Raw genomic sequence first — 17,763 nt, 5'->3', positions numbered from 1 at the left:
CCCGGTAATTTATGAGACCTTTTCAAACTAAGTTCTGTGATTTTTTGGCGTTATTGAAATCCTGTAAAGTCGGTTCCTGATGATAAATATTGTGAGCACTATCATCACAGTTTTTGTTGATTTTTGGATCTTGGCATAGAATCCAGCGATTCTTGAATGTTTATTGATTATCGTTGCCGGGTAATGGGAAATTCGATACTTAGCGGGATAATGGGGATAGACACTTCCTGCCCATGATATTTAGCGCCTTACCGCCTCCACGTGCCACACAAGTGAGAGGGTCATCGGCAATAGATACCTTAAGACCGGTCTCTTCCATCAGCAACTGGTCCAGATCACGCAGAAGGGCGCCGCCACCCGTTAGCATTATGCCGTGTTCGGCTATATCGGAAGCTAGTTCGGGTGGTGACTGCTCCAGTGCGGTCTTGACTGATTGCATGATTCCGCTTAAGGGTTCCTGCAAGGCTTCCAAGACTTCGGTGCTGTTTAGGGTAAATTTGCGAGGTACTCCTTCTGCCAGATTGAGTCCATGGACAGATGTTTCTCGAATTTCACTACAAGGGTAGGCACAGCCGATCTCTTCCTTGATGCGCTGTGCCGTAGCTTCCCCGATCATGCTGCCGTAGTTGCGGCGAACATAGTTAACGATGGCCTCGTCGAAGCGGTCACCGCCAATACGCACGGAATCTGAATAGACGACGCCATTCAGGGAGATGATCGCGATCTCGGTGGTGCCACCGCCAATATCCACCACCATGGAGCCGCTGGCCTCTTCGACCCGCAGGCCAGCGCCAATCGCCGCAGCCATAGGTTCTTCAATCAACCATACTTCGCGCGCGCCAGCGCCCATGGCGGATTCGCGGATCGCGCGGCGCTCTACTTCGGTGGATTGGCAGGGAACGCATACCAGTACCCGGGGGCTGGGATAAATCCAGCTGTGCTCATGTACCTTCTTGATAAAGTGCTGCAACATCTTCTCAGTAACCTGGAAGTCAGCAATCACGCCATCCTTCAATGGTCGTATGGCTGTGATGTTACCGGGAGTGCGACCGAGCATACGCTTGGCCTCGACGCCGACAGCTTCGACGATCTTCTGGCCGTTGTAACGGCGAATAGCGACTACTGAGGGTTCGTCAAGTACTATGCCATACTCGCGCATGTAGATCAGGGTATTGGCGGTTCCTAAGTCTATGGAAAGATCACTGGAGAACATGCCGCGAAAACGTTTAAACATTGAATTCCTTTCCAATCTTAGAGGGCTATGTTTTCCGCATCACGGGGCTACCGCTACATGGGATTGGCATGAGGCGGTACAAAATTGGTCTACGTCCCTCTTATAAGGTGGTAATCCATGATCTACGGAAGGCTTAGGTGAGAGCACGGTTAATACTATTTGGGAAGAATAGCTGCTACAGCGACACCCTGGATAGGGAGTGTTCTTTGCCTGGTGTTTGCTGGCTCTCTCATCCCAGGTTCGATAGTGGGAGAGTGGCATATTGGAATGAATGGTACTTTGAACTGTCTTGTAGGGGAGCCGGGACAGAGGTAATACAAAGACAGCTCTTTCCTCTACCCCGGCTCAAACAATGGATCGCGTATATTTACGCAATCCTATTCCGGACTACTACTCTAACTGCGGGTCCTGGAATCTCTTTCACCAGTCAGAATTGATCTGATCTGAATATTTCTGTTTCATTTAATTTATAGTGAAAAGTGAATTTTTTCCATATATCGGCAGCTTTTTCTTTCATTTTGTCCGATTGTGCCATTTTGTAATTTCATAGATAAATCATGATAGATATTTAAGTAATTGTCTTGATGTCTAATAGAGTTTCTATAGTGGTCTTTTCATGCTTCCGTAATGGAATAGGTCTGGGAGTAAGGTGATTCTGGCGGTTTATGAAAAAAAGCCCAGAAATATCTGGGCTAAGGAGACTGCAGGGGTATACGAAAAAAATCGTATCTTGCAGCCTAGGAGACACTTTTTTGTCAGGAGCAAGTTTATATAATCATAGAATGCGCATTTCCAACTGCGGTTTTGTGCGTGCCCATTCGGAGTGCTGTTGCTGGTGACCGGCTGTGAATCTCCGTATTCCTTTGCTGTCAACCGATTGGCGGCTATGCCCCTGTTTATCAGGTAGTCTTTCCTCTATCCCATGATAGATTGAGGTTGTAGCTGGCCCTGCCGCGGTTGTCGCTATGTCCCGCAATTTCGACTTTACTGATGGGTTAATGCGGGTATCCGCGCGAGATAGTCCCCGTGCAGCGGCGCGCGCCGAATCCCGGTGGCGATAGCGTGTCGCATGGCCTCCGCTTCCTGTGCTATCCAGTCCACGTCCAGGAGGTCCACCGGTGGCCAGTAACGCCGGGGACGGAAATGCATGCCGTCGCAAATCGCCTGCCAGCTGGATTCCCTGAAAGACTCCCGTTCCGTGATATACAGACTGCCGTCTTCGGCGAAGGCGTCCAGCTTGAACTGCAGGCTGTCCGGTACCTGCATGGTGCGAAGCTCTCTCCAGAAGTCGCTGTCGTCGCGCTGGTTGAGTTTGTAGTGCAGGATGATGAAGTCGCGAATGCGCTCGTATTCGAGGCGGTTGATACGGTTGGCCTCGGCCACTTTGGCAGGATCCGGCACCAGGTCGGGCATAAGTTGCACCAATTTTTCCAGTCCGGTCTGAATCAGCGAGATACTGGTGGACTCCAGCGGTTCGACAAAGCCCGAGGCCAAACCCAGGGCCACGCAGTTGCGGTACCAGAACTGCTTGCGCATTCCGGTTCTGAAGCGGATCAGGCGGGGTTCACCGAGGACGTCGCCGTCGATCGCTGCGAGTAGGGTCTCGTGGGCCTGCTCGTCGCCGATGTGCATGCTGCAGTAGACATAACCGTTTCCGTTGCGATGCTGTAGCGGTATCTGCCAGCGCCAGCCGGCGGGCATGGCGATCGAACGGGTATAAGGGGGGGGGGCGCCGCGACGTTTGCTCTGCACCGCCACAGCGCTGTTCACTGGCAGCCAGTGGCTCCAGTCCTCGAAACCGGCGCCCAAGGCCTGCTCGATCAGCAGGCCCCGGAAGCCGGAGCAGTCCACGAACAGATCGCCGCCCAACAGCCGTCCGTCGTCCAACAGCAGACAGTCGATATGGCCGCTGTCCGGGCTCAAACGTACGTCCGTCACCTTGCCCTCCAAACGCTCTACGCCGCGGGCCTCGGCGTAGCTCCGCAAAAGACGTGAGTAACGGCTGGCATCGAAGTGGTAGGCATAGTTGTACTGAGCCAGGGGGTGGGTGGTGTCCGGGTGGGGCTGGGTGAAGCGACCGCTTCTGGCCAGGGCCGCAGCGAGACTGTATTCCGCCAGGGGCGCCGCCCGCGCCAGGCGGCGCAGCTTCTGCCAGCAGGGGAAGAACGGCAGCCCGGCCAGCGGCGCGCCGTAGCCGGCGAAGGCGTGAAAGAAGTGGTCCCCCGGTTTGTACCAGTCGATAAAGTCGATGCCCAGCTTGTAGGTGGCACCGGTTGCGGCAATCAGGTCCGCCTCGCGGATTCCCAGTTCCTGGTGCAGATCGATCAGGCTGGGCAAAGTCGCTTCGCCCACACCCACAGTGCCGATCTGCTCCGACTCCACCAGCCGGATACGCGGTTGGTACTCGTGATAGTGGTGGGACAACATCGCCGCCGCCATCCAGCCGGCAGTGCCACCGCCGACAATGGTGATACTTTGAATGCGCTCAGCGGTCATGTTTGCTCTCCTCCCTGTCGGAAGCCTCACTCCCAAGCGGAGTCCGTTGCACTGATCTGTTGGGCGAAAATTGCCGGGTCCTGCAGCGGCGGGCCGCAGTTGCTCCCTGTGCAGACGTAGGCGGTGGCCCTGTCTCCCACGGCCTGCTTGCCCTGCAGCAGGGGGATGAATTGTGCGTGGCGCGCCAGTGCTTTGCCCCGCTCCACGACCGTGAGGGTCCGGTTGGGCAGGAAGGTGCGACGCAATTGCACGAGCAACGGCTCGGCGTCTTCCCTCTGTCCCTCCGGGGTGACAATAACGATTTCCTTCGCCCTGTCGTGATAGAAATCCAGCGCCAGCAGCATTTCCGGCAGGGATTTGGGATTGGCCTGCAGGTTGCCCGCAAAAGCGCGCAGCCCCCTTTCCGCGCGTATGCGGAAGCGCTTGTCGGAAGTGAACTGTTCCAGGCGCAGGAGATTGAGCAATGCTACCGAGTTGCCCGAGGGCTCGGCGCCATCGTGGGCCGGCTTTTGCCGCGCGATCAGCTTTTCGTGGTCGTGGCTGGTCATAAAGAAACCGCCCCGCTCCCGGTCCTCGTAGAGTTCTTCCAGGCTCTTGTCCAGCAGCAGTGCTCCGTGCAGCCAGCCGATTTCGCCGCTGGCCTCGTAGAGGTCGAGCAGCGCAGCGATGGTGAAGGCGTAGTCGTCCAGGTAGGCGTTGTGCTGCGCGCGGCCTTTTGTGGAGCTGCGGTAGAGGCGATTGTCTTGCCGCAGGTGGCGGCCGATGAAGTTGGCCGCCATACGCGCAGTGTGGATATAGGTGGGCTCGTCCAGCACCAGGCCAGCGCGGGCAAAGGCGGAAATCATCAGGCCGTTCCAGGCGGTCAGGATTTTCTCGTCGCGGACGGGCCCAGGGCGCTGTGCGCGGGCGCGCTGGAGCTTATGCCGCGCGGAGGCGAGCAGCAGGTGCGCCCGGTGCGGGGGCATTTTCAGGGCCTGCGCCACCTGCGGCAGCGGCAGCGGCGCGCGCAGAATATTGCGGTTGCGGAAATCGCCTCTGTCCGTCACCTGGTAATAGAACTTCGCCAGCTGTGCCTCTTCTCCGTCCAGTACTGCGTCCATTTCCGCCGGTGTCCAGGTATAGAAGCGGCCCTCTTCGAACTGCCCCGCCGGTGCCTGGCTGGCGGCGCCGGTGGCGGAGTAGAAGGCCCCCCTGGGGGCCTTCAGGTCCCGCTGCACGTAGCTCAATATGCCCTCTACCACCGCGCGGAATTGCGGTTCGCGGGTGACCTGGAAGGCCTCCAGGTAGGTCATTGCCAGCAGCGCGTTGTCGTAGAGGCTCGTCTCGAAATAGGGGCGCTGCCAGGTCGAGTCTTGGGCGTAGCGGTGGAAACCGCCACCCAGTTGATCGCGCACGCCACCGCCGGCAATTTTGCCCAAGGTATTGGTGACCATCTCCAGCACATCCCCGTCGCCGCTGTGCCGGTAATGCCTCAGCAGTAGGCGCACGGGCAGGCCGCCGGGAAATTTGGGTGCACCGCTGATGCCGCCATTTTGTGGGTCGTAGCTTTGCCGGTAGCTGTCCACCGCGGTTTGCAACAGCCCGGCGCCTGGCAGGTCGCCGCCGTTATTCGGCTCGAGTACCTTCCGCACAGCAAGGGTCAACTTCTCGGCTGACCGGGCCACTTTTTCCGGCTGTCCGCGGCAGATTTCCGCCACCTGTCGCAGTTGGGAAAGAAGGCCGCTGGCGGCGCCGCGCTGGCCGTCCCGCGGCGGGAGATAGGTGGTGCCGTGGAAGGGCTTGCCCTCCGGGGTCAGCCACAGCAGCGCCGGCCAGCCGCCGCTGCCGGTGAGTGCCTGCAGTGCACTCATATAGATTGCATCCAGTTCCGGCCGCGTCTCGCGGTCCACCAACACCGGAACATAGTAGCGGTTGATGAATTCGGCGATTTCCCCGTCCTCGAAGGATTCGCTCGCCATCACCTGGCACCAGAGGCAGGTGGAGTAGCCCAGGACGAGCAGAATCGGCCGCTTCAGTTCTCGCGATGCGGCGAAAGCCTCCTCGCCCCAGGGATACCAGTTCACCGGATCGTGGGCATGCTGCGACAGGAAGGGGTTGGGTTCCAGGATCAGGCGGTTGGTGTACTTCGGTGATCCGTCGCGATTCAGGTAGCGGGTGCCCGGCCGGTAGTCTTCGCCCTTCCCTTGATAGGCGGCCGCCAGTAATTTCCGCAATGGCGGGGCATAAGGTTCGGCGCCCGGCAGGGCGAGCTGGTAGGCGTCGGAGGATTGGGGCCGGTCGCTCTCCGCCGATGCGAAAGCGCTGTTACCGGCACCAATACTACACAGGAGCACCAGTGTGCAGATGCCGAGAAAAACTTCCTTGTGCATTTTGCATTGTCCCTGACAGAGAATTCGTAACGCTGAAAAAGCGTAGTAGAAAAAATAGAATTCCACTCGCAAGAGGAAGAGAGACTGTCCGATTATGCCGGTAATCTATCTTCCAATCCGGACGATTTCCCCGGCTAAAAATAATTCATTTTGTTTTTCCTTAGTGGCCTATCTGGACAACTTGGATACAACTTCCGCCACGGTCTGGATGCGTAATTTGCTTGCACTATCGTGAAATTATCCAGAGAAAATACTCCGATGCATGGATGGGTTTGGAGTGCAATTGAGTTCCATGATTTGCGCGCGGGAAAACCCGAAATAATCCCGAAAAACTGCGTCCTCAAAAGTAGTGTCGATGGAATCTCTTGAAGTAAAGAGTAAGGAACTAATGGTCGAAGTTATACCTGGCCTGGGGCAAGGCGGTTTTAATCGCTCAGCCAAAATCTCGCGCACGCCCGCGCAAACTGCCCCTCAATCTTTGCGGATCATTTTATCTGCCAGCCGAGAAGCGGCCATCTGCACTGCACCACCCGGTTGGGGAGGGTGGATGCCCGCCCAGAATCCTGACACGTAGTGCCGTGAGTGGCCGGGAAATCAATATCCGAATCCCAGTAATTTCACTGATCGCGAGGAAGCCGCGGCAGCGCTTTATCCGCAAACAGGCTCTGTCCCCTTAACAAGCAAGGAGTTATCGCTATGAACAGGGTTTATCGATTGATCTGGAGCCCCACCCACAGACAGATGGTGGTGGCCTCCGAGCTGGCCAGTACGCGCAAGTGCCGCGGTGGCAGCGGTGCGAAGAAGCGGCCAGCCCTCGGTGTAGGCAGTGCCGTCGGCATTGCGCTGGCCGCGGCGATCTGTTCGCCGGTCTATGGGGCCAACGTTGCCTGGCATGGCGGCTTTAACGGCTCAAGCAGCGCAGCCGGGCAGGGTGTGGCTCAGGCCAGTAACGGCAGCGTTTCATTCGCCGGTGACAACAACGATTACTGTGGTGCCGACAATGTGATTGGCCGTCGGGGACTGGCAGCCGGTATTACCGCGGCGGAGGAGTACCAGCGTTTCGTGGACAACGCTGTCTGGGGCGGGATGCAGCCCTACGGCACTTCGACTTCGGCTGTGAACTGGACCGGTAACGGGACAACAGGTGGTGGCGTGGGCTATCAGGGCGCGACCACCGGTGGTGCCACAACCGTGCGACCACAGACCTACGGGGTCTATTCCTTCGCCTACGGCTGCGGCTCCTATACGGAGGGCAACTACTCGGTGGCCTTCGGGGCCAACGCCACCGCCCTTGCCGGCGCCGCCCAGGCCTTCGGCGTGGCCGCCCTGGCTTCAGGCACCGCCAGCCTGGCGATTGGCACCAGCACCGAGGCCAGCGGCCTTTCCAGCGTAGCCATCGGCTCATTGGCCACCTCCAGTGGTCTGGAGAGCCTCGCCATGGGTGTGCGCTCCAATGCCAGCGGGGATACCTCTGTGGCCATCGGCAGCGACAGCGCGGCCAGCGGCGTCAACGCCATGGCCTTCGGCAACACAGCCCAGGCCAGCGGTGCCGATTCCATAGCGCAGGGCACCAATGCTGTCGCCGCCGGCGACAATGCCATCGCCATGGGCAACGGCGCCCAGGCGAACGGGCTGGATTCCATCAGTATCGGCACCGGCAATATCGTCAACGGCGCTGGCTCGGGCGCCATCGGTGATCCCAATACCATCAACGGCGCCGGCTCCTATGTGCTGGGCAACGACAATACCGTCGATGCCGACAGCGCCGGCGCCTTCGGCAACAATAATATCCTGCAGGCCGCCGCTACCGGCAGCCGCGTGATCGGCAACGGCAACGATGTGGATGTGGCGGACGCCTTCGTAATCGGCAACGGCGCCGACGTGACTGTGGCCGGCGGTGTGGCCCTGGGCAACGGCTCGGTGGCCTCCACCGCCGGCGGCGTCGCCGGCTATGATCCGACCACCGGTGCGCCTTCCACCGATACCACGCCCACCTGGCTTTCCACCGACGCCGCGGTAAGCGTGGGCGATGCCGGCGGTGGCATCACCCGGCAGATTACCGGAGTGGCCGCCGGTACCGCAGATACCGACGCGGTCAACGTGGCACAGTTGCAGGCAGCCCAGGATGCCGCCACCGTTCATTACTACAGCGTGAACGACGGCGGTACCGCCGGCGGCAACTTCGACAACGACGGCGCCACCGGCCTCAACGCGATTGCCATCGGCGTGGATGCCCAGGCCATCGGCGCCGACTCCATCGCCCAGGGTTCCGCCGCCGTGGCGAATCAGGACGGCGATATCGCCATCGGGCAGAGCGCTTCCGCTACCGGTACGGCTGGTGTCGGTTCGGCGGTTTCCATTGGTGTCGGCAACGTAGCCGACGGAGCGGGCGCGGTGGCCATCGGCGATCCGAACACGGCCACCGGCAACGGCGCGGTGGCGCAGGGCCTGGACAATACCGCCACCGGTAACGGCGCCATCGCCATGGGTAATACCAACCTGGTGGGCGGCGGCGGCCAGGCCGTCGGTGTGGCCGGCACACCGGCCCAGGGGGCCGTGGGCATTGGCTTTTCCAACACAGTGGCCGGGCAGGGCGCCGTGGCCATCGGCGACCAGAATACCGCCAATGGCGAAAGTGCCATTGCCATCGGCCAGCTCGCCAGCGCCAGCGCCGGCCAGACCATCGCCGTGGGCGACAATGCCGATGCGAGTGGGGCCGCCGCCACCGCGGTCGGCGCCGCCACTGTGGCGAGCGGGGCAGCATCGTCCGTCTTCGGCGACCTGTCCCAGGCCACTGCCCAGAACGCGACGGCCCTGGGGCATCAGATAGTTGCGTCCGGCATCAGCTCCCTGGGTGCGGGCAATTCCAGCACGGCCTCCGGCGACAACGCCGTGGCCCTGGGCAACACGGCATCGGCGACGGCGTCGGGCGCCATCGCCGTCGGCCTGCTGGCGGAGGCCAATGGCCAGGACGCGGTGGCTATCGGCTCCCGGGTGCAGGCCAACGGCACCGAGTCCATCAGTATCGGTAATCGCAACATCGTCAACGGCGACAACTCCGGCGCCATCGGCGACCCCAATACCATCAATGGCGTCGGGTCCTATGTGTTGGGCAATGACAACACCGTCGACGCCGACAGCGCCGGTGCCTTCGGCAACAACAATACCCTGCAGGCCACCGCCGACGGCAGCCGTGTGATCGGCAACGGCAACGACCTGGATGTGGCGGATGCCTTCGTGATCGGCAACGGCGCCGATGTGACCGTCGCCGGTGGCGTGGCGATCGGCAGCGACTCGGTGGCTTCCACCGCCGGCGGTGTGGCCGGTTTCGATCCCGTCACCGGCGCGGCCTCCACCGATACTTCCCCAACCTGGCTGAGCTCGAATAGCGCCGTAAGCGTGGGCGATGCCACCTTCGGCGTTACCCGCCAGATCACCGGTGTGGCCGCGGGTACCCAGGAAACGGACGCGGTCAACGTGGCCCAACTGGCCGCCGCCACCACCCATTACTACAGCGTGAACGACGGCGGCGTGGTCGGCGGTAATTACGCCAACGACGGCGCCACCGGCCTCAATGCCGTCGCCAGTGGCGTGGGTGCTCTGGCCACCGGCGCCAGCGCCATCGCCTTGGGTGACGGCGCTCAGGCCAACGGCGCCCAGTCCATCAGCATCGGCACCGGCAATATCGTCAACGGTGACAACTCCGGCGCCATCGGCGACCCCAATACCATCAACGGTGCTGGCTCCTATGCATTGGGCAACAACAACACTATCGACGCTGACGAAGCGGGCGCCTTCGGCAACGACAATATCCTGCAGGCCGCCGCCGACGGCAGCCGTATCATCGGCAACGCCAACGACCTGGATGTGGCGGATGCCTTCGTGATCGGCAACGGCGCGGATGTGACCGTGGCCGGCGGCGTGGCGATCGGTAGCGGTTCGGTGGCCTCCACTGCCGGTGGTGTAGCCGGTTTTGATCCGGTCACCGGCGCGCCGTCCACCGACACTACACCCACCTGGCTCTCCACCGACGCGGCGGTAAGTGTTGGCGATGTCGCAGGCGACGTCACCCGCCAGATCACTGGCGTGGCCGCGGGCACCGCGGATACCGACGCGGTCAACGTGGCCCAGCTCTCAGCCGCCTCCACCCACTACTACAGCGTGAATGACGGCGGCACCATCGGCGGCAACCACAACAACGATGGCGCCACCGGCATCAACTCGGTGGCCAGTGGCGTGGACGCCCTGGCCTCAGGCGACGGCAGCATTGCCACAGGCGCCGCCACTGCCAGCGGGGTGGATGCCATTGCCCTTGGTACTGGTGCCCAGGCCAATGGCCTTGGTTCCATCAGCATCGGCACCGGCAATATCGTCAACGGTGACAACTCCGGCGCTATCGGCGACCCCAATACCATCAACGGCGCTGGCTCCTATGTGTTGGGCAACAACAACACCATCGATGCCGACGAGGCTGGCGCCTTTGGCAACGACAATATCCTGCAGCTTGCCGCCACCGGCAGCCGCATTATCGGCAACGGCAATGATGTAGATGTGGCGGACGCCTTCGTGATCGGCAACGGTGCCGATGTGACCGTGGCCGGCGGCGTGGCGATCGGCAATGGTTCGGTGGCTTCCACCGCAGGTGGTGTGGCCGGCTACGATCCGGCCACCGAAGCGCCCTCCACCGATACCACGCCCACTTGGCTCTCTACTGATGCTGCAGTCAGTGTTGGCGACGCGGCAGGCGGCGTCACCCGCCAGATTACCGGCGTGGCCGCGGGTACCGAGGATACCGATGCAGTCAATGTTGCCCAGTTGGCCGCGGCGACCACACACTACTACAGCGTGAACGACGGCGGCACGCCCGGCGGCAACTTCAACAGCGACGGTGCCATCGGCCTCAATGCCATGGCTCTGGGCGTGGACGCCGCCGCCAGCGGTGCCAGCGCCATCGCCCTGGGTGACGGCGCCCAGGCCAGCGGCCAGAACGCCATCAGCATCGGCAGCGGCAACAGCGTCAGCGGCGACAACTCCGGCGCCATCGGCGATCCCAATACCATCACCGGCGCCGGCTCCTATGTCCTGGGTAACAACAACACCATTGACGCCGACAATGCCGGCGCCTTCGGCAACGACAATATCCTGCAGGCCGGCGCCACCGGCAGCCGTGTGATCGGCAACGGCAACGACCTGGATGTGGCGGATGCCTTCGCCATGGGCAACGGCGCCGACGTGACTGTGGCCGGTGGCGTGGCCATCGGCAGCGGTGCTGTGGCTTCCACCGCCGGCGGCGTGGCTGGCTTCGATCCGGCCACCGGCGCTGCCTCCACCGACACCAGCCTCACCTGGCTGTCCACCGACGCCGCGGTCAGCGTCGGTGATGCCGCCGGCGGCGTCACCCGCCAGATCACCGGTGTGGCCGCCGGTACCGCGGAGACCGACGCGGTCAATGTGGCCCAGTTGGAGGCCGCCACCGTGCATTACTACAGTGTCAACGACGGCGGCACCGCCGGCGGCAACTTCGCCAACGACGGCGCTACCGGCCTCAACGCGGTGGCCATCGGCGTGGATGCCAGCGCCGCCGGGGATGGCAACCTGGCCCTGGGCGACAGCGCCGCCGCCGGCGGTACACTGGGTGGGCCCGACAATATCGCCATAGGCACCGGTGCGGTGGCCGACGCCACCGCCGGTTCCGCCGTGGCTCTGGGCACTGGCGCCAGCGCCCAGGGCGCGTCCACCATGGCCTTCGGCACCCTGGCCAGTGCCAGTGCCGATAGCAGCCTGGCGATAGGCGACGCCGCCGCGGCCTCAGCGGCCAACAGTATCGCCCTGGGCGATACCGCCGCCGCCAGCGGCGCCAGCAGCGCCGCTCTGGGCCGCGGCGCCACCAGCGGCGGCCAGTTCGGCACCGCCGTGGGCGCCTTCGCCGACGCCGCCGGAAACAATGCCACCGGTATCGGCGTCAACGCCCAGGCGATGGGCAGCGACAGCACCGCTCTGGGGGCCAGCGCCGCGGCCAGCGGCGACAATGCCGTGGCCATCGGCAATGGCGCCCAGGCCAACGGACTCCAGTCCATCAGCATCGGCACTGGCAATATCGTCAACGGCGACAACTCCGGCGCCATCGGCGATCCCAACACCATCAACGGCGCCGGCTCCTATGCCCTGGGCAACAACAACACCATCGACACCGACGAGGCGGGCGCCTTCGGCAACGACAATATTCTGCAGATCGGTGCTACCGGCAGCCGCGCCATCGGCAACGGCAACGACCTGGATGTGGCGGATGCCTTTGTGATCGGCAATGGCGCGGATGTCACCGTAGCCGGCGGCGTGGCCATCGGCAGCGGCTCGGTGGCCGCCACCGCCGCCGGCGTGGCCGGCTATGATCCGGCGACCGATGCGCCCTCTACCAACACCACGCCCACCTGGCTCTCCACCGCCAGCGCGGTGAGCGTGGGCGACGCCGCCGGCGGCGTCACCCGCCAGATCACTGGCGTGGCCGCCGGCAGCGCGGATACGGATGCGGTCAACGTGGCGCAGCTGCAGCAGGCCCAGGCAGCCGCCACCACCCACTACTACAGCGTCAACGACGGCGGTACGCCCGGCGGCAACTTCGACAACGACGGTGCCACCGGGCCCAACGCCATCGCCGCCGGCGTGGATGCCCTGGCCGCCGGTGCCAGCGCCATTGCCATGGGGGACGGCGCCCAGGCCAACGGTGCCAACGCCATCAGCATCGGCAGCGGCAATATCGTTAACGGCGACAACTCCGGTGCCATCGGCGATCCCAACACTATCAACGGCGCCGGCTCCTATGCCCTGGGCAACAACAACACCATCGACGCCGACGAGGCGGGCGCCTTTGGCAACGACAATATCCTGCAAATCGGCGCCACTGGCAGCCGCGTGATTGGCAACGGCAGCGACCTGGATGTGGCGGACGCCTTCGTAATCGGCAACGGCGCGGACGTGACCGTCGCCGGCGGCGTGGCCATCGGCAGCGGTTCCGTTGCCTCCACCGCCGCCGGCGTGGCCGGTTTCGACCCGGTCACCGGCACCGGTTCCACCGACACCTCATCCACTTGGCTGTCCACCGCCAGTGCGGTGAGTGTGGGCGACGCCGCCGGCGGTATCACCCGCCAGATCACCGGCGTAGCCGCCGGTACTACAGATACCGATGCGGTCAACGTAGCTCAGCTCACCGCCGCCACCACCCGTTATTTCAGTGTCAACGACGGCGGTACCACGGGCGGTAACTTTGTCAACGACGGCGCCACAGGTATCAACGCCCTGGCGGCCGGTGTAGATGCGCTGGCCTCCGGCGACGGCAGCATCGCCCTGGGCGCCGCTACTGCCAGTGGTGTGGATGCTACCGCCCAGGGTACCGGCGCCGTTGCCGCCGGCGACAATGCCATCGCCGTGGGTGCCGACGCCGAGGCCAACGGCCTGAACGCCATCAGTATTGGTACCGGCAATATCGTCAACGGTGACAACTCCGGCGCCATCGGCGACCCCAACACCATTAGCGGGGCCGGCTCCTACGCCTTGGGCAACAACAACACCATTGACGCCGACGAGGCTGGTGTCTTCGGCAACGACAATATCCTGCAACTCGCCGCCACCGGCAGCCGCGTGATCGGCAACGGCAACGACCTGGATGTGGCGGACGCCTTCGTGATCGGCAATGGCGCCGACGTCACCGTCACCGGTGGCGTGGCCATCGGCAGCGGCTCGCTGGCCGACACCGCCGCCGGCGTGGCCGGCTTCGATACGGTCACCGGCGCGGCCTCCACCGATATCTCGCCCACCTGGTTGAGCACCGCCAGTGCGCTTAGCGTCGGCGACGCCGCCGGCGGCATTACCCGCCAGATCACCGGCGTGGCAGCCGGTACCGCGGATACCGACGCAGTCAATGTGGCGCAGCTCTCCGCGGCCACCATCCACTACTTCAGCGTCAACGACGGCGGCACACCCACCACCAATTTTGCCAACGAAGGTGCAGTCGGCCTGAACGCCGTCGCCATTGGCGTCAATGCGGTGGCACTCGGCGTCGACGCCATCGCCACTGGCGACGGTACCCTGGCATCCGGTGATCGCGCCATTGCCGCCGGCTTCAACGCCCTTGGCAGCGGTACCGATGCCATTGCCCTGGGTACCAACGCAGTCGCTGCCCTCAATGCCATAGCACTGGGCAATGGCGCCGAGGCCAATGGTGCCCAGTCCATCAGCATTGGCACCGGCAATATCGTCAACGGCGACAACTCCGGTGCCATCGGCGATCCCAACACCATCAACGGCGCCGGCTCCTATGCCTTGGGCAACAACAACACCATCGACGCCGACGAGGCGGGTGCCTTTGGCAACGACAATATCCTGCAAATCGGTGCCACCGGCAGCCGTGTGATCGGTAACGGCAACGACCTGGATGTGGCGGATGCCTTCGTGATCGGCAACGGTGCGGACGTCACCGTGGCCGGCGGCGTGGCGATCGGCAGCGGTTCCGTCGCCTCCACCGTGGCCGGCGTAGCCGGTTTCGATCCGGTCACCGGCCTGCCGTCCACTGATACTTCGCCCATCTGGCTCTCCACCGCCAGTGCTGTGAGCGTGGGCGATGCCGGTGGCGGCATCACCCGCCAGATCACTGGCGTGGCCGCGGGTACCGCGGATACCGACGCGGTCAATGTGGCGCAGCTGCAGGCGGCCCAGGCCGCGGCCACCACTCACTACTACAGCGTCAACGACGGCGGCACCATCGGTGGCAATTACGACAACGACGGTGCCACCGGCCTCAACGCCCTGGCCGCCGGTGTAGACGCCCTGGCCTCCGGCGATGGCAGTATCGCCGTCGGTGCCGCCAATGCCAGCGGCCTGGTCTCCATCGCTCAGGGCTCGGGTGCCCTTGCCAGCGGCGACAGCGCTATAGCCCTGGGTACCGGTGCCCAGGCCAACGGCATCAGTGCCATCAGCATCGGCACCGGCAATATCGTCAACGGTGACAACTCCGGTGCCATCGGCGATCCCAACACCATCAACGGCGCCGGCTCCTACGCACTGGGCAACAACAACGCCATCGACGCCGACGAGGCGGGAGCCTTCGGCAACGACAATATCTTGCAGATCGGCGCCACCAGCAGCCGCGTGATTGGCAACGGCAACGACCTGGATGTGGCGGATGCCTTCGTGATCGGCAATGGCGCGGACGTCACCGTGGCTGGCGGCGTGGCGATCGGCAGCGGTTCCGTCGCCTCCACCGCCGCCGGCGTAGCCGGTTTCGATCCGGTCACCGGCCTGCCATCCACGGATACTTCGCCCACCTGGTTGAGTACTGCCAGTGCGGTGAGCGTCGGTGATTCGGCCGGCGGCATCACCCGCCAGATCACTGGCGTGGCCGCGGGTACCGCGGATACCGATGCCGTCAACGTGGCGCAGCTGCAGGCGGCCCAGGCCGCCGCCACCACCCACTACTACAGCGTGAACGACGGCGGCACCATCAGCGGCAACTACGACAACGACGGCGCCACTGGCGTCAATTCCCTGGCCGCGGGCGTGGACGCCCTGGCCTCCGGTGCCGGCAGCATCGCAGTGGGCTCCGCCGCCGCCAGTGGTATCAATGCCGTGGCTCAGGGGTCTGGCGCCGCTGCCACCGGTATCAACGCGATCGCCATGGGTACCGGCGCCGTGGCCAACGGAGCCCAGTCCATCAGCATCGGTACCGGCAATGTCGTCAATGGCGACAACTCCGGCGCCATCGGTGACCCCAATACCATCAGCGGTACTGGCTCCTATGCGCTGGGCAACAACAACACCATCGACGCCGATGAGACTGGCATCTTCGGCAACGACAATATCCTGCAGGCCGCCGCCGACGGCAGCCGTATTATCGGCAATGGCAACGATGTGGACGTGGCGGACGCCTTCGTGATCGGCAATGGTGCGGACGTCACCGTGGCCGGCGGCGTGGCCATCGGCAGCGGCTCGGTGGCCTCCACCGCGGCCGGCGTTGCCGGCTACGATCCGGCCACCGATGCGCCCTCCACCGACACATCACCCACCTGGTTGAGTACTGCCAGTGCGGTGAGCGTGGGTGACGCCGGCGGCGGCGTCACCCGCCAGATCACCGGTGTGGCTGCTGGTACAGCGGATACCGATGCCGTCAACGTGGCGCAGCTGCAGGAAGCGCAGGCCGCTGCCACCACCCACTACTACAGCGTGAACGACGGCGGCACCATCGACACCAACTACGACAATGACGGCGCTACTGGCGTCAACTCCCTGGCGGCGGGTGTGGATGCCCTGGCCTCGGGCGATGGCAGCATCGCCGTGGGTGCCGCCACCGCCACCGGGTTGGATGCCATCGCCTTCGGTACTGGCGCCACCGTCAACCACGACGGCAGCATCGCCCTGGGCGCCAATGCCTTCACCTCGCTGGGGGCACAGGTCGGTTATACGGCCTATGGCCTGGTGGCACCGCAGGACTCGGTGGGCGAAGTATCGGTTGGCCAGTCCGGTATGGAGCGGAAAATCACCAATGTCGCCCCCGGCTCTGCGTCCACCGACGTGGTGAATGTCAGCCAGCTCAACCAGGTCGCCCAGAACACGGCGAACTCCCTGGGCGGCGGCGCCGCCTACGACTCCACAACCGGGGTTTATACGCCGCCGAGCTACAACGTCCAGGGATCGACTTTCAACAATGTCGGCGATGCGCTGAACGCGCAGGATACGGCGATCAACAACCTGGATGGTCGCGTCACCACGGTGGAAGGCGATATCACCAATCTCACCAACGACATCAACAGTGGCAACGTCGGCCTGGTACGCCAGACTGGCGGTGCGCCGGGCAGTGGCCAGCTCACCATCGGTTCCATGACCGGCGGCACCACCATTGATGTCAGCGGCACCGATGGCAATCGGTTGATCACAGGCCTCGCCGACGGCATCGCCGACAACGACGCTGCCACTGTAGGGCAGTTGGCGGAGGCGATTGCCAGTGTCTCCGTGGAAGCTGCTCCGTTCGTGTCGGATAACAGCGGCGGCTTCGACAAGCCCAACGCTTCCGGCGCCAACTCCGTCGCCGGAGGCTATGGCGCCTCGGCCAGCGGTGAAATGTCGACAGCGGTCGGCGTGAACGCCAAGGCGAGCGGCCGCAACTCGGTGGCGCTGGGTTACGGCTCTACGGACGACGGTCGCGAAAATGTCGTCTCCGTCGGCGCCGCTGGCTCGGAGCGACAAATCGCCAACGTGGCTGACGGCACCCGGGACACCGACGCGGTGAATGTCCGCCAGCTCAATCGGGGCCTGTCCAACACCCTGAGCGAGGCCAATGCCTATACCGATCAGCGCATCGCCGATCTCGACTTCAGCTTCACCCGGGAGTTGCACGAGGTGCGCAACGACGGCGAGGAGGGCACGGCCGCGGCCATGGCGGTGGCTGGCATACCCCAGCCCTCGTCGCCGGGCAAGAGCATGATCGCGATCGGTGCCGGCACCTACCAGGGCGAGAGCGCCGTGGCATTCGGCGGCTCGCTGAACACCGGCAGCTTCGTGATCAAGGGCGGTGCCACCTATGGCGCCCGCACCGGAAATGTGGGTGCAGCAATCGGCGTCGGCTTCGAGTTCTGACGCCTGGCAGAGGGGGGCCGTATTCCGGCCCTCCTCCATGTC

General features: G+C 63.5%; 4 protein-coding genes. 1 reads left to right on the top strand and 3 read right to left on the bottom strand.

Annotated elements, in window-relative coordinates:
• Nucleotides 1-199: 199 nt before the first annotated feature.
• From AC6R19_RS04790 to AC6R19_RS04780, 3 genes are all read right to left on the bottom strand, one after another.
• Nucleotides 200-1,234 carry a rod shape-determining protein gene (locus AC6R19_RS04790; RefSeq protein WP_500578524.1) on the bottom strand — a complete coding sequence of 345 codons (1,035 nt, stop codon included), beginning with the start codon at nucleotides 1,232-1,234 and terminating at the stop codon, nucleotides 200-202.
• 984 nt (nucleotides 1,235-2,218) lie between these two features.
• Nucleotides 2,219-3,730, bottom strand: coding sequence for a tryptophan halogenase family protein (locus tag AC6R19_RS04785; RefSeq protein WP_500578523.1), 1,512 nt, complete (start codon nucleotides 3,728-3,730; stop codon nucleotides 2,219-2,221).
• Nucleotides 3,731-3,756: 26 nt separating this feature from the next.
• On the bottom strand, nucleotides 3,757-6,099 hold the full coding sequence (locus AC6R19_RS04780) for a thioredoxin domain-containing protein (RefSeq protein WP_500578522.1): 2,343 nt from the start codon (nucleotides 6,097-6,099) through the stop codon (nucleotides 3,757-3,759).
• A gap of 696 nt (nucleotides 6,100-6,795) precedes the next feature.
• Between AC6R19_RS04780 and AC6R19_RS04775 the strand changes: the two genes are divergently transcribed.
• The gene (locus AC6R19_RS04775) at nucleotides 6,796-17,721 is read left to right on the top strand and encodes an ESPR-type extended signal peptide-containing protein (protein ID WP_500578521.1); all 10,926 of its coding nucleotides are present in this window, start codon (nucleotides 6,796-6,798) and stop codon (nucleotides 17,719-17,721) included.
• The last annotated feature ends 42 nt before the right edge of the window (nucleotides 17,722-17,763 follow it).

Source organism: Microbulbifer sp. SE14, assembly GCF_059834885.1.
This window is presented reverse-complemented; position numbering and strand designations above follow the sequence as displayed.

What these genes read in the sequence shown, in the direction of transcription:
- AC6R19_RS04790 (WP_500578524.1), bottom strand. Translation starts at nt 1,234, where the DNA reads ATGTTTAAACGTTTTCGCGGCATGTTCTCCAGTGATCTTTCCATAGAC.
- AC6R19_RS04785 (WP_500578523.1), bottom strand. Translation starts at nt 3,730, where the DNA reads ATGACCGCTGAGCGCATTCAAAGTATCACCATTGTCGGCGGTGGCACT.
- AC6R19_RS04780 (WP_500578522.1), bottom strand. Translation starts at nt 6,099, where the DNA reads ATGCACAAGGAAGTTTTTCTCGGCATCTGCACACTGGTGCTCCTGTGT.
- AC6R19_RS04775 (WP_500578521.1), top strand. Translation starts at nt 6,796, where the DNA reads ATGAACAGGGTTTATCGATTGATCTGGAGCCCCACCCACAGACAGATG.